We start from the raw sequence: 19,402 nt of genomic DNA on the forward strand, positions 1-19,402 counted from the left end.
TTAGTCCTTTTACATACGTGGTATTAGTGGTCATTAAGCTAGTTTTTAGCAACAGATAATCAAATATACGGTTATCTGTTTTTTTTTGCCTTAAAAAACGGATTGTAAGGAATAGATCTATTGTTATTATAAGGATAAACCATGCGTTATTATCAAAGGCTAATAAAGTCATTATTTATTATTAATATCTTATTTCATTCGTCACAGGGGGCGGCAACACAACCTAATCAAGAGTCACTTAATAAAGAGAAGGTCGCTCAATTAGGTCAACAACTGTATCATCATTTACAGCAACAGCAGTGGTATCAAGCGGAAAAACTATTAGTTAATTATCAGCAATTACCATTACACGAAACTTTATTAGTCTATTATGCTCAAGCACTATTAGCACAGAAGAATGGTAATTTCTTACAAGCTGAATTTTATTATCAGCAGCAACTTAAGCAGCAAGCAGATTTTATTCCGGCACAAACTGGCCTAATTCAGCTCTACTTTTCTCAAGGAGAATATAAAAAAGCACAATACCAGCTAAATCAATTAAGTCGTTTATCGGGATTATCACCTACCATTAATCAAGCAATTATCTATTATCAGAAACAGCTTAACGATTATTTTAAAGCTAGGCGTTTTTATCAAATCAGTTTTTTTTATGATGATAATATTAATCATGCACCTTATCTTGATGAGCAAATTGTTTCGCAATCAACGCAAGTCATCATGACCAGAAAAGGCGCTCAACCTATAGCATCGATGGGGGTTAGTCATCTTTTTTCTTTCTATCAGCCCACTTTTATTTACGCTAATAATACCCTATCAGGCTATTTTTCAGCACGCTACCGTGATTATTTTGCATATAAACAAGCTAATTTTACACATTTATATACTCAATTAAGTTATCAGTACCAAAAAAAGGATTATCGGTGGACCTTATCTCCTTATTATGAAATAAAATTACCTAAAAAGGCGTTTGAGTATCAATCTATTGGGGTATATACCGGGCTATTTTTCTCCATTAATAAATATCATTCTATTAATTTATCTATAAATTATTATATAAAGAAATATAATAAAGAATTAATAAACTTAAATAATCATAAGCAGATATATGCTATTAGCTATTACTATACATTAGCAGAGAATGTTCAATTAGTTAATCAATTAAACTATTATAGTAGTCGTAAAAAAAATACTTTATTAAATTATCAGCAATATGATATAAAAACGGGTGTTTATTACTTATTACCAAAAAATTGGCAAGTTTCTCTTTCTTTACAATATCAATTTAAAAGTTTTAATAATTATAATCCATTATTAAATAAGAAAAGAGAAGATAATGGCTTTGTTTTTACAACAACTATTAAAAATAAAGCACCTATTATCTGGGGGTTTTATCCAGCAATAGAATTAAGTTATACCCGTAGATTAAGCAATGTGGATTGGTTATATCAATATCAGCAGCATGAAGTCTTATTTAAATTAGAAAAACAATTTTAATTAATTTAATGCATGACTTCTTTATTAATTAAGTAGGTAACACAATGCATGTAGTGCTTTTTCACAAACGTACGTTAGTCTCCATGATGGTTTCACTCTCCTTATTTTCTCTCAATAGTTATTCCAAGACTAAGGATAATACAACCGATCTTGGACAAATTCAGGTTGCAGATAATTTAGAAAAAGATCAACAAGGTTATGCTCAAGTCTATGAAAAGGATGTGGCTAATATTTATTTAGGTAAAGCCCTTATTGAACGTTATCAAGGGGTATCGCCTGCAGATTTATTTAAAAGCGCGATAGGTGTTTATAGTGGTGAAGCCCGTAATGGAGGAGCATTGGATCCGAATATTCGTGGTATTCAAGGCCAAGGGCGTATCCCCGTTACTGTGGATGGTACTGAGCAGGCGATTACGGTTTATCGTGGTTATAGCGGTGCATCTAATCGTAACTATATTGATTCAAATTTGATAAGCAGTATCTATATAGAAAAAGGTCCTTCACTTAATCCTAATATAAAAACAGGGATTGGCGGAGGGGTTGCCATTAAAACATTAGATATACGTGATATTGTACCCATTGGTGAGTCTTTTGGTATTAATTTTAAAGGGGATATTAGTAATAATGCCACAGGCTATAAAGATATTTATACTAATATGATTGAAGAGTACCGTTATTATCCAAAATTCTATCAACAAAATGCTTATATTATCGATCCTGCATTAGAAATAACACCTAAAAAAAGTAAAATAGAAAACTTTCAAGATTATTCATTTCGCTTAGGTGTAGGATTTGATAAAGAAAAATTTAATTTACTTTTTGCATATGCAATACGTGAAAAAGGTAATTATTTTGCAGGAAAGAGAAATGTAGAAGAGTATAGTAAAGTAGATGAGCAATTGCTTAATTCTGTTTATATAATGGACGGGAAAAGACATTTTGAGCCTTATTTACCTTTTATTGCTCATATTTATCGACCTGGTAATGAAGTACCAAATACATCTAATCGTAACCGCTCTTTTTTAGTAAAAGGAACTCTATTTCCACAACAAACGCATCGTTTCTCCATTAATTATCGATACACCGATTTATTATTTGGCGATATTATGCCATCACGATTAAGTTGGGTTCGTTATCAAGAAAATTTAGTTAATCAATGGCCTTTGGCAAATATTACACAACAAGCAGGCATATTAACCTATCAATATAAACCAGAAGATAAAAAAACAGATTTATTACTGCGTTTATGGGGCAATTTAACTTTAGGACATACTAATACTCGGGGAGGAAAACCAAGAGAGCCTAAAATGGTTGATTTTAGAGCTAGCAGAAATACAAGGTGGGATCCCTCTATTGATACAGGCTTTTTAGATACAGCTTCTCTATATCAAGATAATAATCGTTATGGTGTTGATTTTTCATCGTTATTTAAATTATCACCTCAGTTTTCTATTTCTTTTTCCGGTCAATATCAATTGGAAAAATTAGATAGTCATGAGCTTGAACTTCCCATGGGTTTTGATTTCGTGACCGAGGGGCGAGCAGGGCAACGTCATGAAGTTAATTTAGCGTTAGCCACAGATTGGAAACCATTACCTTGGTTTGCGATGAATATTGGCGGTAAATATCATTACTATCATCTGACGGATACCTTTTTAAATAATAAACGGAAGAATAGGGTTAAAAATTACGAGAAAACAGCCCCTATCCGCGGTTATCTGATCTCTTATCGACGAGTATTAACGCCAGAAGAGTATTTACTCTATCGCGCGGTTAACAAAATTGATGTCGATACTTTACCTGACGAGTTAAAAAATTACCGAAATTCTGCTGAGCTGAGTAAAAAAATTAGAGACTTTCAACAAGCGGTTTTAGTTTACCCTGAAGGTGGCGCTTTGCTAGAGGAAATCAAGGAGCAGGTTGCTAGGCCATATCTTCAGAGAATACAGCATGATATGGAGCATGAAGATTTTCTTCGTAATAACCATGGAAAGATGCAAATAAAACGTGCTAAAGCCATCCCGATGAAAAGAGAGTTTAGCCTTTGGTTATTTGATGAAAATGGCGTGCTATCTAAGAGTAAGAATATTTTACTTAATGGTTTTCTTGATATGGAGGAAAAAGTCCCTCATCCAGTGACGGGGGAGTTAGTCTATCGCTTTGAAAAAGATGTTATTAATCCTCAGGCATTTTCTCTATCAGAAGATATTCAAGATCCCTACGCACTGGAGCCTAGCTATCAGCATGGCGCATTTTCCCCTTTAATCTCTGCCACCCTTTATGCCAACGATATGGTGCGTTTTTATGGCCGTTATACTGAGCAATTGCGTTTGCCTAACTTATTTGAAGATACCAGTGGTTTTTCAGGCTCTAAAGCTCGCTATTATGGTTTTAAGTTAAAGCCAGAGCGAGCCAAAAGCAGTGAGTTTGGTGTGGTTGTTGATTTTACGCATTGGTTGAATATAGAGCGCCACGCTGATATTAAAATTAATTACTTTAAAACGAACATTGAAAATGTATTTGATAGAGATGCTAATTGGCAAATTAGACAGTTAGAAAAACAAATATTAGAAGGTGTAGAGTTACAAGCCCGGTTTGATAATGGATTTATTTTCTTTGATACCGCATTAGTGTATAGCCATAAAAATAAAGTCTGTGATGAAAATGCTTTTTATGAGCTTGATGCATCAGGATTATCGGGTATTAAAAACTGTATGACAGGGGGATACCCTGGCGGATTTTTGCGCACCTCAATGCAGCCTAAATACTCAGTTAACCTACATTTAGGCACGCGCTGGCTAAATGATAAATTAGAATTAGGTAGTCGCTGGCTCTATTCATCAGAAGTTGAAAATAAAGATGAGAAATGGCTTAAAGAAAATTTACCTAATAGCTATTTTGGCATAAATAATAATCCGATGCGTTGGGCAAAAGTATTTACTATTGATGCTTATGCAACTTATCAATATAGCCCCAACTTATCTTTTGAAATAACAGGAAGTAATTTATTAAATGAATATTACATTGATCCGCTGACCCGTTCTGGTATGCCGGCACCAGGAAGAAGTTTGCGATTAGGTGTAACAGCCCAATTTTAATACAAGGATAAAATAGGAGTTTTATTTATGTTGGCACTTTCTGTCAGACAGCCACTTAATATTTATTATTGGCTCATTGCGATATCATTAGTTTATATCAGTTTATTGAGTTGGGTGCTTAATTCATGGTCTATGACAGAAAGTGCGCACCATATTGATCAGCAACAGCAAAATACATTATCGGTCTATCAGGTGATGTTTTCGCCACCTAAACAATCTACTACCATGATTGAACCGAGAATAAAGATCGAGTCACAACAACCACCTATTGCACTACCAAGAAGTGAGAACGGTGAATTTATTGAAGCGCCCAAACAACCCGCAAAAAAGCGTCAACAACAACCGACCCCAATAACACCTAAAGCGATAAAACAGGTAAAAAAACAGCCAGTAGTAGACAAAACAGTACCTATAAAACCACCTGATTTAACAAATCACAACATAGTTCAAAGTACATCACAACCATCAGCAGAAAACTTAACACAGCATACCGCGAGTTCATTGGCAGGGAGTAGTCGTGCATTAAGTGAACATGGTATTGGGCAGGGAGAGTCTGAAAATCACTATATCAGTTTATTGCGCCGAGAAATTGAGCGTCATAAGCGCTATCCTGCGCAAGCTCGTCGTATGCAAGATGAAGGGCTGGTTGTTGTGCGTTTTTCATTAACCAATGAAGGCTATATTTCATCCGTTGCACTTGAACAGACCTCAGGGGTGGCATCTCTTGATAATGCTGCACTTGCTGCGGTAAAACGGGTAAAACCAATTGGCCCGAAACCTAATAATTTATCTGATCCTTTAACTATCTCGTTAAAATTTCAATTAAATTGAATAAAAAATACCTAAGTCAATATTACACTTAGGTATTTTATGGAAATAAAACATTAGAATAAAACAGTCATATCAGCCAACAAGGTATTAGGCTCAAAGAAATAGAGATGAAAATAGAGATTTTTTTGATCTTCTTGACTAAAAATACAAGATAAATCAATTTGATAAGTATAAAAATAACTTTTATTATCGGAAATAGGATGATTAAGTAATGGGGTTATTTTATAAATAATATTATCTTGATCTGTGGTGAGCTTAAATTCAGCAGAACCAATAATAGTGCCTTGGGTCGCATCGCCCGTTCTTGCCACTACAGCTAACGATTGTTCCTGCGTAATTGCACACTGTAATAATAAGGTGATTTTTTGTGATAAACCCACTTTGCCAATCGGCTCTTCGGATGGTAAGCAAAAATAGGCATCGTGATTTAATAAAATACAATTTTTCCCCACTAACATATCACTATAGCCATATTGAGCTTGGCTTAATTGAGTCATAAATCCATGATTTAAATCGAGTTCATAGCTCTTTTTTGCTGTGGGTAAATGATTTTTAGTGTCAAGAGGTAAGGATGCATAACCATCATAAAAACGAAATATAGGTGCAGATTCGGTTAACCAAGCTCCTGAGTCAGCTTGACAGCTTTTTCCATTGTGACGACTTAAATAAAGATTTACGCCATTAAAGCAGTAGCCAGGAATATTAAGATACGATTTATTATCTCGATTACCTTGACCGATAGTAAAACTATTATTGTTAACATCATCAAGTACCATATATTTTAACCCTCCCCAAGGTGTGTCAGAAATATAGCGAACGGAGGGTAAAATTTGTGTTGGTGACAGATAGGCTTTCTGACTGTCTGGGGTAAAAAATGTGTCGCTTTTTATAACATCATGGCTATCTCCTACCACGCCATTACAGCCTTCATATTGAAAACTATCTACCTCTTTTTCAGGTGTTAAGTAGTTCTGTTTTAAACGGATCACTGCATCAATATGAGAGTAGGATTCAATACTTTGTAGCATGGATGTTCTATGTAATATATCTTTTCCCATCTCAACGTAAGTCTTGTAATAACTGATTTTTGGATCATGGCTATAGTCATTTCCATAAAGCTCTAAGCTATTCCAACGAGCAAAGGGGGTTGTAAATTCAATTTCAAAACTACGTTTAACCCAAGTTTGATAGAAAGATAAACCAGAAGTATAGATACCCACTAAAAAAGTATTACATTTATTATAATCATCTTTAAAAACTTGGGAGGTCTGCTGATAAATCGCTTTATGAATATTGGCGTTAAATTTATCAATGCTATTTCTTAATGTTTTTAGATTATTTTTGAAATAATCCTCTTCCAGAGCAAGTTTTTCTTTATTGGTTAATATATCGCAATGGGCAGCGACAAAAAGTGCGCAACAGTGGCAATAAAAGGGCAATCCTGCTGATTGTGCTAAATTTAATACTAATGGTTGTTGAGCAATAATTGTCGAAATCACATCATCAAAACGGTTAAGAACTTGTTCCCGTAAATCTCGTAATTGTTCTTCTGAATAATGCACATTGGGGTCAAGGTAACGAGCGAGAGAATCTGAAAATAATTGATAAACGTCGCTAATACCTTCTGTGGTGAGTTTAATGATTTTTATATTGTTATCAGTGATTTTAGCATCAATAATACGAGAGACATGGGCAATAATTTGCTCAGCTAAAGAGCTATCTTTCATATTTTTATTCATGAGGCCAAAAAGTGCGGAAGTAATTTTTGAAAGTACCCCCCCAACAATAGGTATTAGACCAATGATATGACCCACGACCACTTCACCCACCATAATAGGCGCATTAAGCGGATCTTGTTGATTAAATTCATCCACAACAGTGGGTAATATATTACTGTTGCGATTAATCATATCTAACATCCCATCCTTTAAGTCCTCATATTCAATGCAGGTTAAAGGTTGAGTGCAGGGGAGTGACGAAGGGCTTATTGATATTTTTAACGGATTTAAATGCATAAAAGAGACTCCTTCTCTGATGTAGTATTATTTAATTCCATTTTTCTATTAATTGAGGTGTACCTGATAAGCCGTTATAAACAGTGATAGATAGTTCAGTACCACGGATTTCTACGGCTAAATAATCTCCTTTAAATAGCGCACCACTATTATAAACTGGGACATCGCCGAAGATCTCACTGCCACCATAACGGTTATCTTGACCAACATAATGGGTATGCCCAACAAATACCGCCTTTACCCCGTAATGTTCTAGCATATATTTAAAGAAGGTCAGCTCTTCTTGAGATGATTTTTCTGGGAAGTGTTGGTTTCCATCATGGAAGTTTAATATGATGGTTTTATTGCTATTTCGCGCCTGAATTAAATCTTTTTCTAACCAATCAATAGAATCTGTGACATTAATGGTTGAAGCTGACCAGTGATCGAGCACCACATGATAAGTGGGATAATTTTGTAATTGCACAAAATGGATATCACCATATTCCCAAGAGTAAGCCTTACTACCTGAATATTCGCTACTATCGTATCTAAAATTACCTGAAGTCGCATAATTACGATACTCTTCAATACGGTAGTGCATATCAAAAACCATGCCTCTTGCACAGGCATTCATACTGTAATCGGCATTACTCGGCTCTGCACAGTCACCCACATTGTTTTGATAGTCGTGATTACCAAGTCCAACATAGGTATTAAATCCTAAAGGTGAAGGGGCAAACAGTGCACGAAAACTCTCACGTTGGGAGCGACGGCCAAATTCTGTTAAGTCACCATTTATAATGCCAAAAGCAAAAGATTTTTCACGGTGTAATGCTTGAATACTGTCTCTAACGCTTTTTACGGTGGTTTCCCAACGGGATTGATCATTATTGGGGTCATTATTATCCAGATCTAGACGCCAAGGTTGTGGATCTGACATGACAATAATATTGTAATCAGTAGATTGTGTTGTTGTCATTGCGATACTCCTTGTTACATTTTTATCGGTTAGCCTCCTTTTTGACCTAAATAGCCATAAACTACAATTGCAAAGTTTATTAGTGGATTGTGCGAAACATTGGAGAAAGTAGTGAAAAAGAGAAAGCGGCGCTCTAGAAATAAAACCTATAGAGTTACCGCTTTTTCATGGTGAGGTAAATTGATTAAATGGCTTTCTTCTGTGATTTATTCGCGATCCACAGTCCGCTCATTTTCATCGAGTAACCAAATAAAATACCGAGAATGAGTGAAGGAATGGTTTGTGTTAAATGACCTTGTGCGGCAAAAATAGTACATGCGCCAATAAAAGTACCCGGAATATAAGCCAGTAATGTGCTTTTAGCTTGTACACACATCACAAAGGCAATTACACCGGTGACGGCGTAGCCAAAAATCGCACTATCATTAAACAGTTGGCTACCATAAATAATCGCTAATGCCCAAATAACACCACTCATAATAGTCGCAATCGTCACGACTAAGCCTTTAAAACCTTCTTTAGGGTAGGCGAAATAAGCCGTGCAACCTAAAAAACCAGCCCAACTTAATAAGTCAAATTGGCTAGCAACAAATGCCCAAATGGCAGAAAGAATGCCTGTTGTCAGCGCAGTAAAATAAAGCGTTCTCACGATAGACTCTTAAAAGTAGTGGGGATATTTACCCTGTTAACTAAAGGTGAAGTTTAGCATTGTCATTAGTTGATTTACTATATTTAGATCATTAAACATCATCATTTAAATAACAATTTTTTTGCTATCTGAAATCTATTTATCTATTGAAAAATAAAAAGATAAAGTAAACGATTGCTTTATTAGATTTATCGTTAAATAAAAAATAACCAAGTATGTTGTTTGATATATATTATTAATAGGTTAATTAAAATCGAGTATTAAATAATATAATAAATAAAAATAATTAATTTATGACACTCTTTTTGAAAAAACGTATTACCTAACTTTATATCGTATATATGCAATTTTTACCTGCTATAACCGGTAAAGTAATATTTACACGCTATAGCAGGTAAATGGCTAAATGTTAGCTAATCTAACAGCGCGTGCTTTCATTCCATCTAATATTGTATTGCTAATCTCAGAAGGGAAATCCTCGGGTAATTGCTGTTTTACGCGTTGTATGACATCGTCCATTTCTTGATAAAAATAACGAAGAATATCGCTCATTAATGAAGGATCGAAACCGACAGCTTCAGCTGTTTGGTAGAAATGACGAGGAAAAATTTGTTCTATTGCGTATTTTTTGCCTCGGCTTGCTTTTAATCCCATAGCAAGTTTTGCATCTCGTGGATTAAGTCCTCGTCCTCCGAAATTGGGATAGATGGACATAATGTCATAAAGAGGAGTGAGATGGAAACGTCCTTCTTGGTTGATAAAAACAGAAAAATTTTTTGCGTGTCCATCCGTTGCAGCCAAAAGCCAAAATAGCACTTGTGCCTTCATAAAATGAAAACGATCTTGATCGGCATTTGATGAGCCAAGTAAATATTTCATAATATCGATAATGCCAGGCCCTCCTTCATTTTCATATTTTAGCGCAGAAGGTATATTTAAAATTTGGCAAAAATCTTCTTGAGGTAAACGTATTATCCACGATTTATCAGATGAATATTTTCTATCAAAACGTTCTACAGCAAGCGCTTTAACATTTTTTGTTTTAATAATAGAGCAGTGGGGGACGGGAAGATCAAATTCTTTGGCAATCAAGGTACAAAGATACTCATTTTCTACACTATTGGATAAATCCATTGTATAAGAATGACTTTCAATAACACCAATTGGCAGTTTAATAATATGGGTAGTTGGTGTGTTATTATGTGGCACACACCAATCATTATCTTTTAAAAGTAATGCCGTTTTTTCTTGTGCTCCAGCGATGGAAATTCTGAAATCAGTATATTCTTTAAGCATACCGAGTGGAGTATTGGATTTATATCCTAGTAGAATTTTTTCAAGCTCAATATCATTGAGTTTTTGATATTCTATTTTTTTGATATTCGCAGGCGTACTGCCACTAGGAAGTAACCTTAATGCACCAACAGTATCTGCACCGATAGCCGCTAATAGGTCAAAGGGTTGATTTGAGTTCGCATTATAGCGACTCACAATACGATTTCTAATTTCAGTATTATCAGGTAATAGATTATCAAAGAAATTATAGACACAGTCTCCTTGATATTCTTGAAGTTGTAATGGCATCGATAGAGAGATGGGACGACTTCCTGGTTGATTAACCCAATCTTCAGTATATTGGAATGAATGCGCACCTGAGCTTTTTTTAGTAAAGATACCCACATAGTATTCATTCATATATACATCAAGACTCGCCATTTACCACTCCTCTTTCCATTCACTTTTGTGTGCTAAATTATTTTTAGCATCTTTAGGATGAATTTCCATCTCTAAATTTAGTGCGGAGAGCAGTTTGAAAAAGGTTTCTAGTTTGGTGGAATTAGGATTAAGTTCAAAATTGGACACGGTATCTTGTCGGATCCCTACTTTTTGGGCGACTTTACTTTGAGACAGTTTTTTTGTTAATCGGACATCTTTTAGATGCACACTGAGTTGATAGGCATTAATTATGATCATCATCTTCTACCGGTTATAGGCGTTAATATCTAATATACCGGTTATAGCGTGTAGATCAAGATTTAATGGTTATAGCGTGTAGAGTTATAATTACCTGCTATAACCGGTAAAGTAATATTTACACGCTATAGCAGGTAAAGTTTGGTCGTTACTTCCCAATACAGAAACTAGAGAAAATTCGCCCTAATAAATCATCCGATGTAAATTCACCAGTAATTTCGCTTAATGCTTGTTGAGCAAGTCTTAACTCTTCTGCTAATAGCTCACCTGACTTGGCATAAACCAATTGCTGATAGCCTTGTTGTAGGTGTTCAGCGGCTGTGTTTAATGCTTGTAAATGACGACGGCGCGCTAAGAAGCCCCCTTCAGTATTGCTGTTAAAGCCCATGGCTTCTTTAAGGTGTGAGCGTAGTAATTCAATACCCATTCCATCACGGGCAGATAAACGGATCATCGGATAGTCACCTTGCGAGGTGATCTCGGCAGGTTCACCCGTTAAATCTGATTTGTTGCGAATAACGGTGACCGGCAGTGTGCTAGGTAAACGAGCCATAAACTCAGGCCAGATCTCTTCCGGTGTCGTCGCCTCGGTGGTGGTACTATCAACCATAAAGAGGACTCTATCTGCTTGCTCAATCTCTTGCCATGCACGCTCGATACCAATACGTTCTACTTCGTCACTGGCTTCACGTAAACCTGCTGTATCGATAATATGTAATGGCATACCATCAATATGGATATGCTCGCGTAATACATCTCGTGTCGTACCCGCTATATCGGTGACAATGGCCGCTTCTCTTCCCGCTAATGCATTTAATAAGCTTGATTTACCGGCATTAGGGCGCCCGGCAATGACGACTTTCATCCCTTCACGCAATAGACTGCCTTGGCGCGCTTGCGCACGAACATCGTCTAATTGACTGATAACCGTATTGAGTTTGCCCTCAATCACCCCGTCAGAAAGAAAGTCTATCTCTTCATCAGGGAAATCAATAGCCGCTTCAACATAGATACGTAAATTGGTTAAGGACTCGACCATCTCATTAATATGAGAGGAGAAAGCACCTTGTAAAGAGTTAATCGCAGAGCGTGCTGCTTGCTCTGAACTGGCATCAATTAAATCGGCAATCGCTTCAGCTTGCGCTAAATCGAGTTTATCGTTTAAGAAGGCTCGCTCTGAGAACTCACCGGGCTTAGCAATACGGATACCGGGAATTTGTAGAATACGCTTTAAGAGTAAGTCGAGAATAATTGGGCCACCATGGCCTTGTAGTTCTAAAACATCTTCACCCGTAAAAGAGTTAGGATTAGGGAAGAAAAGGGCGATACCCTGATCAAGCACTGAGTTATCTTCATTGCGAAAAGGAAGATAGTCGGCATAACGTGGCTTAGGTACTTTGCCTAAAATAGTTTGTGCTACAACAGCTGCTTTAGGGCCAGAAACGCGTAGGATACCAACACCGCCTCTTCCAGGAGGTGTGGCCTGAGCGACGATAGTATCAGTGCTATGCATGGTGAACTCGCTTAATCAGAATAATCATTAATCGTATAAAAATAAAAAAACAGAAGGCGGCCTATTAGACCGCCTTCACTATTTTATGTCACTTTTCTTTGAATGTAACCAAAGAAGAGGTTTTTCCTGATGTGACCTTATTTTTTGTCTCTACTATGTAGTCCACGTTTTTCCAGACCGCGGTAGATTAACTGCTGCTGGATAATGGTTACTAGGTTACTGACGATATAGTACAGAACCAGACCTGATGGGAACCACAGGAAGAATACAGTAAATACAACCGGCATAAAGGTCATAATTTTTTGTTGCATCGGATCAGTGACTGCTGTTGGTGACAGTTTCTGAATGATGAACATCGTCACACCCATTAATAATGGCAGAATATAGTACGGATCTTGTGCTGATAAGTCTTGGATCCATAATATAAATGGTGCATGACGTAATTCAACCGAGCCCATTAACATATAGTATAAGGCAAGGAAGATTGGCATCTGGATAATCAGCGGTAAACAACCACCAAGAGGATTAACTTTCTCTTGTTTGTATAACGCCATCATTTCTTGGCTCATACGTTGTTTATCATCACCAATACGCTCACGAAGTGCCGCCAGTTTTGGTTGCAGTAAACGCATTTTCGCCATAGAGGTGTATTGCGCTTTCGTGAGTGGATACATAATACCACGAACGATAAAGGTGATCATGATGATGGAGAAACCCCAGTTACCGATAAAGCTGTGCAGGAATTTCAGCAGCTTAAACAGTGGCTGAGAGATAAACCATAACCAACCATAGTCAACAGATAGGTCTAAATGTGGTGCGATTGCAGACATTTCAGACTGGATCTCAGGCCCGACCCATAATGTTGAAGTGATATCCTGTGTGCTATTGGGTGCAACAGTAATAGGTGCTGATTTATAACCAATCAGTGCGATAGATTTATTATCTAAAGTGATAGAGTAGAAGTTGTTATTCTGACTATCTTTAGCTGGGATCCACGCGGTTGCGAAGTATTGTTGTAACATCGCAATCCAACCATTGTTGGTTGTGATAGAAAGGTTTTTATCTTCGATATCACCAAAGCTATATTTTTTATAGTTGGTTTCATCTGATGAATAAGCCGCACCACGATAGGTATGTAGCGCAAAGTTGCTACTTCCAGTATCACGGTGTTCTGGTAACTTAACAGATTGTTTTAACTGACCATAAAAGTTCATTGTCAGTGTTTTATCTGTTGGGTTCTCAACTTTGTATTCAATACCAATGTCATACTGACCTTTTTTCAGAATAAAGGTTTTGACGAATTTCACGCCTTCTTCATTCACAAAAGTCATAGGTACACGTAATTCATCTTGGTTTTCACCTAAGATAAATTCTTGTTGTGTGGCACTGTAGACAGGGCGAGATTTCTGATCTGGACCATCAGGGCCAATTAAGCCACTTTGAGCCTGATACAGGAATTGAGGTGTAGTTTCCAGTAAACGGAAAGGGGTTTTTGAATTAAGCTCGGCGGGATAGGCTAACAAATCAGCCTCATCGATAGTACCGCCCTGAGTATTGATACGAAGATCAAGTACGTCAGTTTTTACGGTAATCAATTTTGCCTGCTCATTGCTGTTACCAGTCACAGCAAGACTATCACTGCTTGGCATGTCCGCTTGTTGCGAGACCTGAGTAGTAGTGGTGGTGTTTTGTGATACTTTATCACCCTCCCACTGCTGCCAGATCAGGAAAGAAACGAACAGTAAAGCGATGAATAGAAGATTGCGTTGCGAATCCATCGTTAATTTTCTCTGTTATCGTCGTTTTTTCTAGGTGGGACAGGATCATCACCACCTTCGTGTAAAGGGTGGCATTTTAATATGCGTTTCACTGTTAACCAACTACCTTTTATCATTCCAAACCTGCGCAATGCCTCAATACCATAATGAGAGCACGTAGGATTGAAACGACAACGAGGCCCCAACAGAGGACTAATCCCCAGTTGATAGCCCCTAATCAGCAAGATCAGGATTTTTGAGCCAAGCGACAATGACGACGCCATAATTTACCCAACACTTCCGTCAATTGGTGGTTATCAAGTTCAGCTACCCCCTTCCTTACTAATACCACAAAATCCATAGCAGGTAATTGATGCTGATGTAAACGAAAGTATTCACGGGCTAATCGTTTAATCCGATTACGCTCATGAGCACGTTTAACGTTTTTCTTTGCGATAGTTAGACCGATGCGGGGATGCCCCAGCTCATTCTGGCGACCCAAAATTGTAACTTCTGGTGAACTCGCACGCTGTGGCTGCTGGAAAACAAAATTGAAATGCTTGGGAGTTAACAAACGTAACTCCCTTGGAAAAGCGAGCTTAACCACGGAATGGTTAGCTTTTATTATTTCGAAGAAACGGTCAGACGAGCGCGGCCTTTCGCACGACGGCGAGCCAGAACCTGACGACCATTTTTAGTGGCCATACGAGCGCGGAAGCCGTGGTTACGGTTGCGCTTCAGTACAGACGGTTGAAAAGTGCGTTTCATAGCGATTTCTACCTACTTTATATTATTACTGATTCAGCAAATGCGTTGACAGACAGGAGTGCAATAAATAAACAAACCAGTACTTCAATCGCAGCATCAATGATGGAAAGATGCGGGATTGTAATAAAATCACTCAAATGCGTCAATGAAGATGACGTTTTAAGTACCGATTTTTGTCGTCTTTTTTAGCAAACCCGATTATCAATCCTTACTTATGCGCAACGCTCGCTCTTATCGACACCCTAAAAAGGGAAGATAAAGGGCGAATTGTTGGTACAAGCACGCAGGGTGCAAGATTATACGGACTCAGGGTGAAAGCGCAAGGATCTTTGGTGGATCATCATGCAGATAATTGATCATCCTTTATAAGAAGAGCAGAAATTTACCGACAGAAAGTTATCCCCAATTGCTATTTATAGGGTGACTCAAGTACACTAGAACTCCCTTACCTATTTATTTCGGAGAAATATCACAAATAGGTAAGCCTGTGGATAAAAACCATAAAAACTGTGTAAAAGAAAGAGGATCTTCGTTTCATTTTGCGATATGATCCCCCGTCACGATCAGAACAACCAGTCTGCGATCGTGAAGCACGATGTAAAAATCGTGGTCATCAAAGTTGTTCCTTATTAAGATTTGAAGAGGAACGGTGTTGTGTACCTAAGTGTTTAATCACATTTTTCCTGTTTATTTTTTAGTCTTGTTTTTGAGGGGAGTCCGCCGTGTCACTTTCGCTTTGGCAGCATTGTCTTGCCCGATTGCAGGATGAGTTACCTGCCACTGAATTTAGTATGTGGATACGTCCCTTGCAGGCAGAACTAAGCGATAACACGCTGGCACTGTATGCACCTAATCGTTTTGTGTTAGATTGGGTAAGAGAAAAGTACATTAATAATATTAATGCGTTATTAGTCGACTTTTGTGGTTCTGATGTCCCTTCGCTGCGTTTTGAAGTGGGGAATAAACCTGTATCAGCACGTACCACCGAGAGTGTTCCCAAAACCGTGACACATCCCGCGGTTAATTCCACACCGACTAACAGCCAGCCTGTGCGTCCTAGCTGGGATAATCAACCGCAATCCCAGTTACCTGAACTTAATTATCGTTCTAATGTGAATCCTAAGCATAAATTTGATAATTTCGTTGAAGGTAAATCGAACCAACTTGCTAGAGCTGCTGCAAGACAAGTTGCTGATAATCCCGGAGGAGCTTATAACCCACTGTTTTTATATGGAGGAACGGGTCTGGGTAAAACGCATCTATTGCATGCGGTGGGCAACAGTATTATGGAACGTAAAGCCAATGCTAAAGTTGTTTATATGCATTCGGAACGTTTCGTGCAAGATATGGTAAAGGCGTTACAAAATAATGCTATTGAAGATTTTAAACGCTACTATCGCTCTGTAGATGCGCTATTAATTGATGATATTCAATTTTTTGCCAATAAAGAGCGTTCACAAGAAGAGTTTTTTCATACCTTTAACGCTTTGTTAGAGGGAAATCAGCAAATTATTTTAACCTCAGACCGTTATCCTAAAGAGATTAACGGGGTAGAGGATCGATTAAAATCGCGCTTTGGTTGGGGATTGACCGTAGCCATTGAACCACCAGAATTAGAAACGCGTGTGGCGATTTTGATGAAAAAAGCGGACGAAAATCAAATCCAGTTACCTGATGAAGTGGCGTTTTTTATTGCTAAACGACTCCGCTCTAACGTCCGTGAACTAGAAGGTGCATTAAACCGAGTAATAGCTAACGCAAATTTTACCGGTCGAGCCATTACCATCGACTTTGTGCGTGAAGCATTACGTGATTTACTCGCATTACAAGAGAAACTCGTTACTATCGATAATATTCAGAAAACTGTAGCAGAATATTATAAAATTAAGGTAGCGGATTTGTTGTCGAAGCGACGATCCCGATCGGTTGCCCGTCCGAGGCAAATGGCAATGGCGCTGGCAAAGGAATTAACAAACCACAGCTTGCCTGAAATCGGGGATGCCTTTGGTGGTCGTGACCATACTACGGTACTGCATGCTTGCCGAAAAATAGAGCAACTGCGTGAAGAAAGTCACGATATCAAAGAAGATTTTTCTAACTTAATCAGAACATTATCATCCTAGCGCTATGAAATTTATCATTGAACGAGAACAGCTGCTAAAGCCGCTGCAACAAGTCAGCGGCCCTTTAGGCGGTCGCCCAACTTTACCTATTTTAGGCAACCTGTTGCTTAAGGTGACGGAGAATACCTTATCGCTAACAGGTACAGACCTTGAGATGGAGATGATGGCAAGAGTGAGTCTTAGCCAATCTCATGAAATCGGTGCAACGACTGTTCCTGCGCGTAAGTTTTTTGATATTTGGCGCGGATTACCTGAGGGAGCAGAAATCAGCGTAGAATTAGACGGTGATCGCTTACTCGTTCGTTCAGGAAGAAGTCGTTTTTCTTTATCGACACTCCCTGCGTCTGATTTCCCGAATTTAGACGATTGGCAAAGTGAGGTTGAATTTACTTTGCCACAAGCCACTCTAAAACGTTTGATTGAATCCACACAGTTTTCAATGGCGCATCAAGATGTGCGTTACTACCTCAACGGTATGTTATTTGAAACGGAAAACACGGAATTGCGCACGGTTGCTACTGATGGTCACCGTTTAGCGGTCTGTGCCATGGATATTGGACAATCTTTACCCGGACATTCTGTTATTGTGCCACGTAAAGGTGTTATTGAACTGATGCGTTTACTTGATGGCAGTGGTGAGAGTTTATTACAGTTACAAATTGGCAGTAATAATTTACGCGCTCATGTAGGCGACTTTATTTTTACCTCGAAACTGGTTGATGGTCGTTTCCCTGACTATCGTCGCGTATTACCGAAAAATCCGACTAAAACAGTTATCGCAGGTTGTGATATCCTCAAACAAGCGTTCTCTCGTGCGGCGATTTTATCGAATGAAAAATTCCGTGGGGTGCGTATTAACCTCACTAATGGACAATTAAAAATTACCGCTAACAACCCTGAACAAGAAGAAGCCGAAGAAATTGTTGATGTTCAGTATCAGGGGGAAGAGATGGAGATCGGTTTTAATGTGAGCTACCTTCTTGATGTGTTAAACACACTCAAGTGTGAAGAGGTAAAATTATTACTGACTGATGCTGTTTCAAGTGTACAGGTTGAGAATGTGGCAAGTGCAGCCGCCGCTTATGTTGTTATGCCGATGCGCTTGTAATCACGATTAATATGATTTTATCCCGTTTATTGATCCGCCATTTTAGAAATATTGAACAGGCTGATTTGCCATTAGCGGATGGTTTTAATTTTCTTGTAGGACCAAACGGGAGTGGGAAAACCAGTATACTTGAAGCGATTTACACATTAGGCCATGGACGGGCATTTCGTAGTGCCCAAGCGAATCGAGTGATCCAGCATGATGAAAATGCGTTTATTTTACATGGGCGTTTAAGTGGCCTTGATGAAGAAAGTCGCGGTTACTCGATTGGTTTAAGTAAAGATCGCGAGGGTAACAGTACGGTACGTATTGATGGTAGCGATGGGCATAAAATTGCAGAGTTAGCGAAGTTATTACCGATGCAATTAATCACCCCTGAGGGGTTCACATTACTTAATGGTGGGCCTAAATATCGTCGTGCTTTTATCGATTGGGGTTGTTTTCATAATGAGCCTCGATTTTTTGCTGCATGGTCAGATTTAAAACGTGTTTTAAAACAGCGTAATGCAGCACTCAGGCAAGCGTCGTCTTATCGACAACTCTTACCTTGGGATAAAGAGCTTATCTTACTGACAGAACAGATAAGCCAATGGCGAGCTGAATATACAGAAGATATCGCCAAAGATATTGAAGAAACGTGCCAATTATTTCTCCCTGAATTTACCTTGAAAGTCAGTTTTCAACGAGGATGGGATAAAGAAACCGATTATGCACAGTTGCTAGAACGTCAATTTGAACGTGACAAAGTGTTATCATATACCTCGTTAGGTGCTCATAAAGCGGATTTACGTATTCGTGCTAACGGCACTCCGGTAGAAGATATGTTGTCACGGGGTCAGCTTAAGTTGTTAATGTGTGCATTAAGGCTGGCACAAGGTGAATATTTCACTCGTAAGAATGGGCAAAGATGCCTGTATCTGCTCGATGATTTTGCTTCTGAATTAGACGCAAATCGGCGCCAGTTGTTAGCCGAGCGTTTAAAGTCTACGCAAGCTCAGGTGTTTGTCAGTGCAATCACCTCTGGGCAAGTTAAAGATATGCTAGATGTAAATAGCAGGCTATTTAGCGTAGAACATGGCAAAATAGAGGTTAAACCATAGGAATAAAGCGA

16 protein-coding genes are annotated in these 19,402 nt (G+C 38.2%); 6 read left to right on the forward strand and 10 right to left on the reverse strand.

Going from position 1 to position 19,402, the window contains the following annotated elements:
* The first annotated feature begins 141 nt into the window (after nt 1–141).
* Genes GWI58_RS16095 through GWI58_RS16105 form a run of 3 tightly spaced genes read left to right on the forward strand, consistent with a single transcriptional unit; the run spans nt 142 to nt 5,423 of the window.
* Nucleotides 142–1,494, forward strand: coding sequence for a surface lipoprotein assembly modifier (locus GWI58_RS16095; RefSeq protein WP_004246522.1), 1,353 nt, complete (start codon nt 142–144; stop codon nt 1,492–1,494).
* A 44-nt stretch (nt 1,495–1,538) separates the two neighbouring features.
* Nucleotides 1,539–4,592 carry a TonB-dependent receptor domain-containing protein gene (locus GWI58_RS16100; RefSeq protein ID WP_161769369.1) on the forward strand — a complete coding sequence of 1,018 codons (3,054 nt, stop codon included), beginning with the start codon at nt 1,539–1,541 and terminating at the stop codon, nt 4,590–4,592.
* Between the two features lie 27 nt (nt 4,593–4,619).
* Nucleotides 4,620–5,423 (forward strand): energy transducer TonB family protein, encoded by an 804-nt coding sequence (locus GWI58_RS16105; RefSeq protein WP_161769370.1) that lies wholly within the window; start codon nt 4,620–4,622, stop codon nt 5,421–5,423.
* Nucleotides 5,424–5,476: 53 nt separating this feature from the next.
* On the opposite strand, the gene GWI58_RS16110 is transcribed toward GWI58_RS16105, so the two are convergent.
* The 10 genes from GWI58_RS16110 to rpmH form a co-directional block, all read right to left on the reverse strand.
* Nucleotides 5,477–7,333, reverse strand: coding sequence for an insecticidal delta-endotoxin Cry8Ea1 family protein (locus tag GWI58_RS16110; protein WP_237611717.1), 1,857 nt, complete (start codon nt 7,331–7,333; stop codon nt 5,477–5,479).
* Nucleotides 7,334–7,469: 136 nt separating this feature from the next.
* Nucleotides 7,470–8,399 carry a metallophosphoesterase gene (locus tag GWI58_RS16115; protein WP_004246518.1) on the reverse strand — a complete coding sequence of 310 codons (930 nt, stop codon included), beginning with the start codon at nt 8,397–8,399 and terminating at the stop codon, nt 7,470–7,472.
* A 184-nt stretch (nt 8,400–8,583) separates the two neighbouring features.
* Complete coding sequence (locus tag GWI58_RS16120) at nt 8,584–9,048, reverse strand: DUF1097 domain-containing protein (RefSeq protein ID WP_004249773.1); 465 nt, start codon at nt 9,046–9,048, stop codon at nt 8,584–8,586.
* A gap of 402 nt (nt 9,049–9,450) precedes the next feature.
* A complete protein-coding gene (locus GWI58_RS16125) occupies nt 9,451–10,764 on the reverse strand; it encodes a type II toxin-antitoxin system HipA family toxin (protein WP_049213398.1) in 1,314 nt (437 codons plus the stop codon).
* Nucleotides 10,765–11,022 carry a helix-turn-helix domain-containing protein gene (locus GWI58_RS16130; protein WP_004249771.1) on the reverse strand — a complete coding sequence of 86 codons (258 nt, stop codon included), beginning with the start codon at nt 11,020–11,022 and terminating at the stop codon, nt 10,765–10,767.
* Nucleotides 11,023–11,170: 148 nt separating this feature from the next.
* A complete protein-coding gene (mnmE, locus tag GWI58_RS16135; RefSeq protein WP_004246513.1) occupies nt 11,171–12,535 on the reverse strand; it encodes a tRNA uridine-5-carboxymethylaminomethyl(34) synthesis GTPase MnmE in 1,365 nt (454 codons plus the stop codon).
* A 137-nt stretch (nt 12,536–12,672) separates the two neighbouring features.
* The gene (yidC, locus tag GWI58_RS16140) at nt 12,673–14,313 is read right to left on the reverse strand and encodes a membrane protein insertase YidC (RefSeq protein WP_004246512.1); all 1,641 of its coding nucleotides are present in this window, start codon (nt 14,311–14,313) and stop codon (nt 12,673–12,675) included.
* 2 nt (nt 14,314–14,315) lie between these two features.
* Nucleotides 14,316–14,576: a membrane protein insertion efficiency factor YidD gene (gene yidD / locus GWI58_RS16145; RefSeq protein WP_012368639.1), complete on the reverse strand. Its 261-nt coding sequence runs from the start codon at nt 14,574–14,576 to the stop codon at nt 14,316–14,318.
* Nucleotides 14,540–14,899, reverse strand: a complete 360-nt coding sequence (gene rnpA / locus GWI58_RS16150; RefSeq protein ID WP_004246510.1) for a ribonuclease P protein component — start codon at nt 14,897–14,899, stop codon at nt 14,540–14,542. Before rnpA ends, yidD begins: the two co-directional genes overlap by 37 nt.
* A gap of 17 nt (nt 14,900–14,916) precedes the next feature.
* Nucleotides 14,917–15,060 (reverse strand): 50S ribosomal protein L34, encoded by a 144-nt coding sequence (rpmH, locus tag GWI58_RS16155; protein WP_004246509.1) that lies wholly within the window; start codon nt 15,058–15,060, stop codon nt 14,917–14,919.
* A 722-nt stretch (nt 15,061–15,782) separates the two neighbouring features.
* Here rpmH and dnaA point away from each other — a divergent pair.
* The 3 genes from dnaA to recF are packed head-to-tail and all read left to right on the forward strand — an operon-like array spanning nt 15,783 to nt 19,391.
* Nucleotides 15,783–17,183, forward strand: coding sequence for a chromosomal replication initiator protein DnaA (gene dnaA, locus GWI58_RS16160; RefSeq protein ID WP_004246507.1), 1,401 nt, complete (start codon nt 15,783–15,785; stop codon nt 17,181–17,183).
* Nucleotides 17,184–17,187: 4 nt separating this feature from the next.
* On the forward strand, nt 17,188–18,291 hold the full coding sequence (gene dnaN / locus GWI58_RS16165; protein ID WP_004246506.1) for a DNA polymerase III subunit beta: 1,104 nt from the start codon (nt 17,188–17,190) through the stop codon (nt 18,289–18,291).
* A gap of 11 nt (nt 18,292–18,302) precedes the next feature.
* Nucleotides 18,303–19,391 (forward strand): DNA replication/repair protein RecF, encoded by a 1,089-nt coding sequence (recF, locus tag GWI58_RS16170; protein WP_004246505.1) that lies wholly within the window; start codon nt 18,303–18,305, stop codon nt 19,389–19,391.
* Nucleotides 19,392–19,402 lie beyond the last annotated feature (11 nt).

Origin of the sequence: Proteus sp. G2674 (genome assembly GCF_009915195.1) — a bacterium.
In the GTDB taxonomy this organism is placed as follows: domain Bacteria; phylum Pseudomonadota; class Gammaproteobacteria; order Enterobacterales; family Enterobacteriaceae; genus Proteus; species Proteus mirabilis.

What these genes read in the sequence shown, in the direction of transcription:
- GWI58_RS16100 (WP_161769369.1), top strand. Translation starts at nt 1,539, where the DNA reads ATGCATGTAGTGCTTTTTCACAAACGTACGTTAGTCTCCATGATGGTT.
- rpmH (WP_004246509.1), bottom strand. Translation starts at nt 15,060, where the DNA reads ATGAAACGCACTTTTCAACCGTCTGTACTGAAGCGCAACCGTAACCAC.
- dnaN (WP_004246506.1), top strand. Translation starts at nt 17,188, where the DNA reads ATGAAATTTATCATTGAACGAGAACAGCTGCTAAAGCCGCTGCAACAA.
- yidC (WP_004246512.1), bottom strand. Translation starts at nt 14,313, where the DNA reads ATGGATTCGCAACGCAATCTTCTATTCATCGCTTTACTGTTCGTTTCT.
- GWI58_RS16105 (WP_161769370.1), top strand. Translation starts at nt 4,620, where the DNA reads ATGTTGGCACTTTCTGTCAGACAGCCACTTAATATTTATTATTGGCTC.
- yidD (WP_012368639.1), bottom strand. Translation starts at nt 14,576, where the DNA reads ATGGCGTCGTCATTGTCGCTTGGCTCAAAAATCCTGATCTTGCTGATT.
- GWI58_RS16130 (WP_004249771.1), bottom strand. Translation starts at nt 11,022, where the DNA reads ATGATCATAATTAATGCCTATCAACTCAGTGTGCATCTAAAAGATGTC.
- mnmE (WP_004246513.1), bottom strand. Translation starts at nt 12,535, where the DNA reads ATGCATAGCACTGATACTATCGTCGCTCAGGCCACACCTCCTGGAAGA.
- GWI58_RS16125 (WP_049213398.1), bottom strand. Translation starts at nt 10,764, where the DNA reads ATGGCGAGTCTTGATGTATATATGAATGAATACTATGTGGGTATCTTT.
- recF (WP_004246505.1), top strand. Translation starts at nt 18,303, where the DNA reads ATGATTTTATCCCGTTTATTGATCCGCCATTTTAGAAATATTGAACAG.
- GWI58_RS16095 (WP_004246522.1), top strand. Translation starts at nt 142, where the DNA reads ATGCGTTATTATCAAAGGCTAATAAAGTCATTATTTATTATTAATATC.
- GWI58_RS16115 (WP_004246518.1), bottom strand. Translation starts at nt 8,399, where the DNA reads ATGACAACAACACAATCTACTGATTACAATATTATTGTCATGTCAGAT.
- GWI58_RS16110 (WP_237611717.1), bottom strand. Translation starts at nt 7,333, where the DNA reads ATGATTAATCGCAACAGTAATATATTACCCACTGTTGTGGATGAATTT.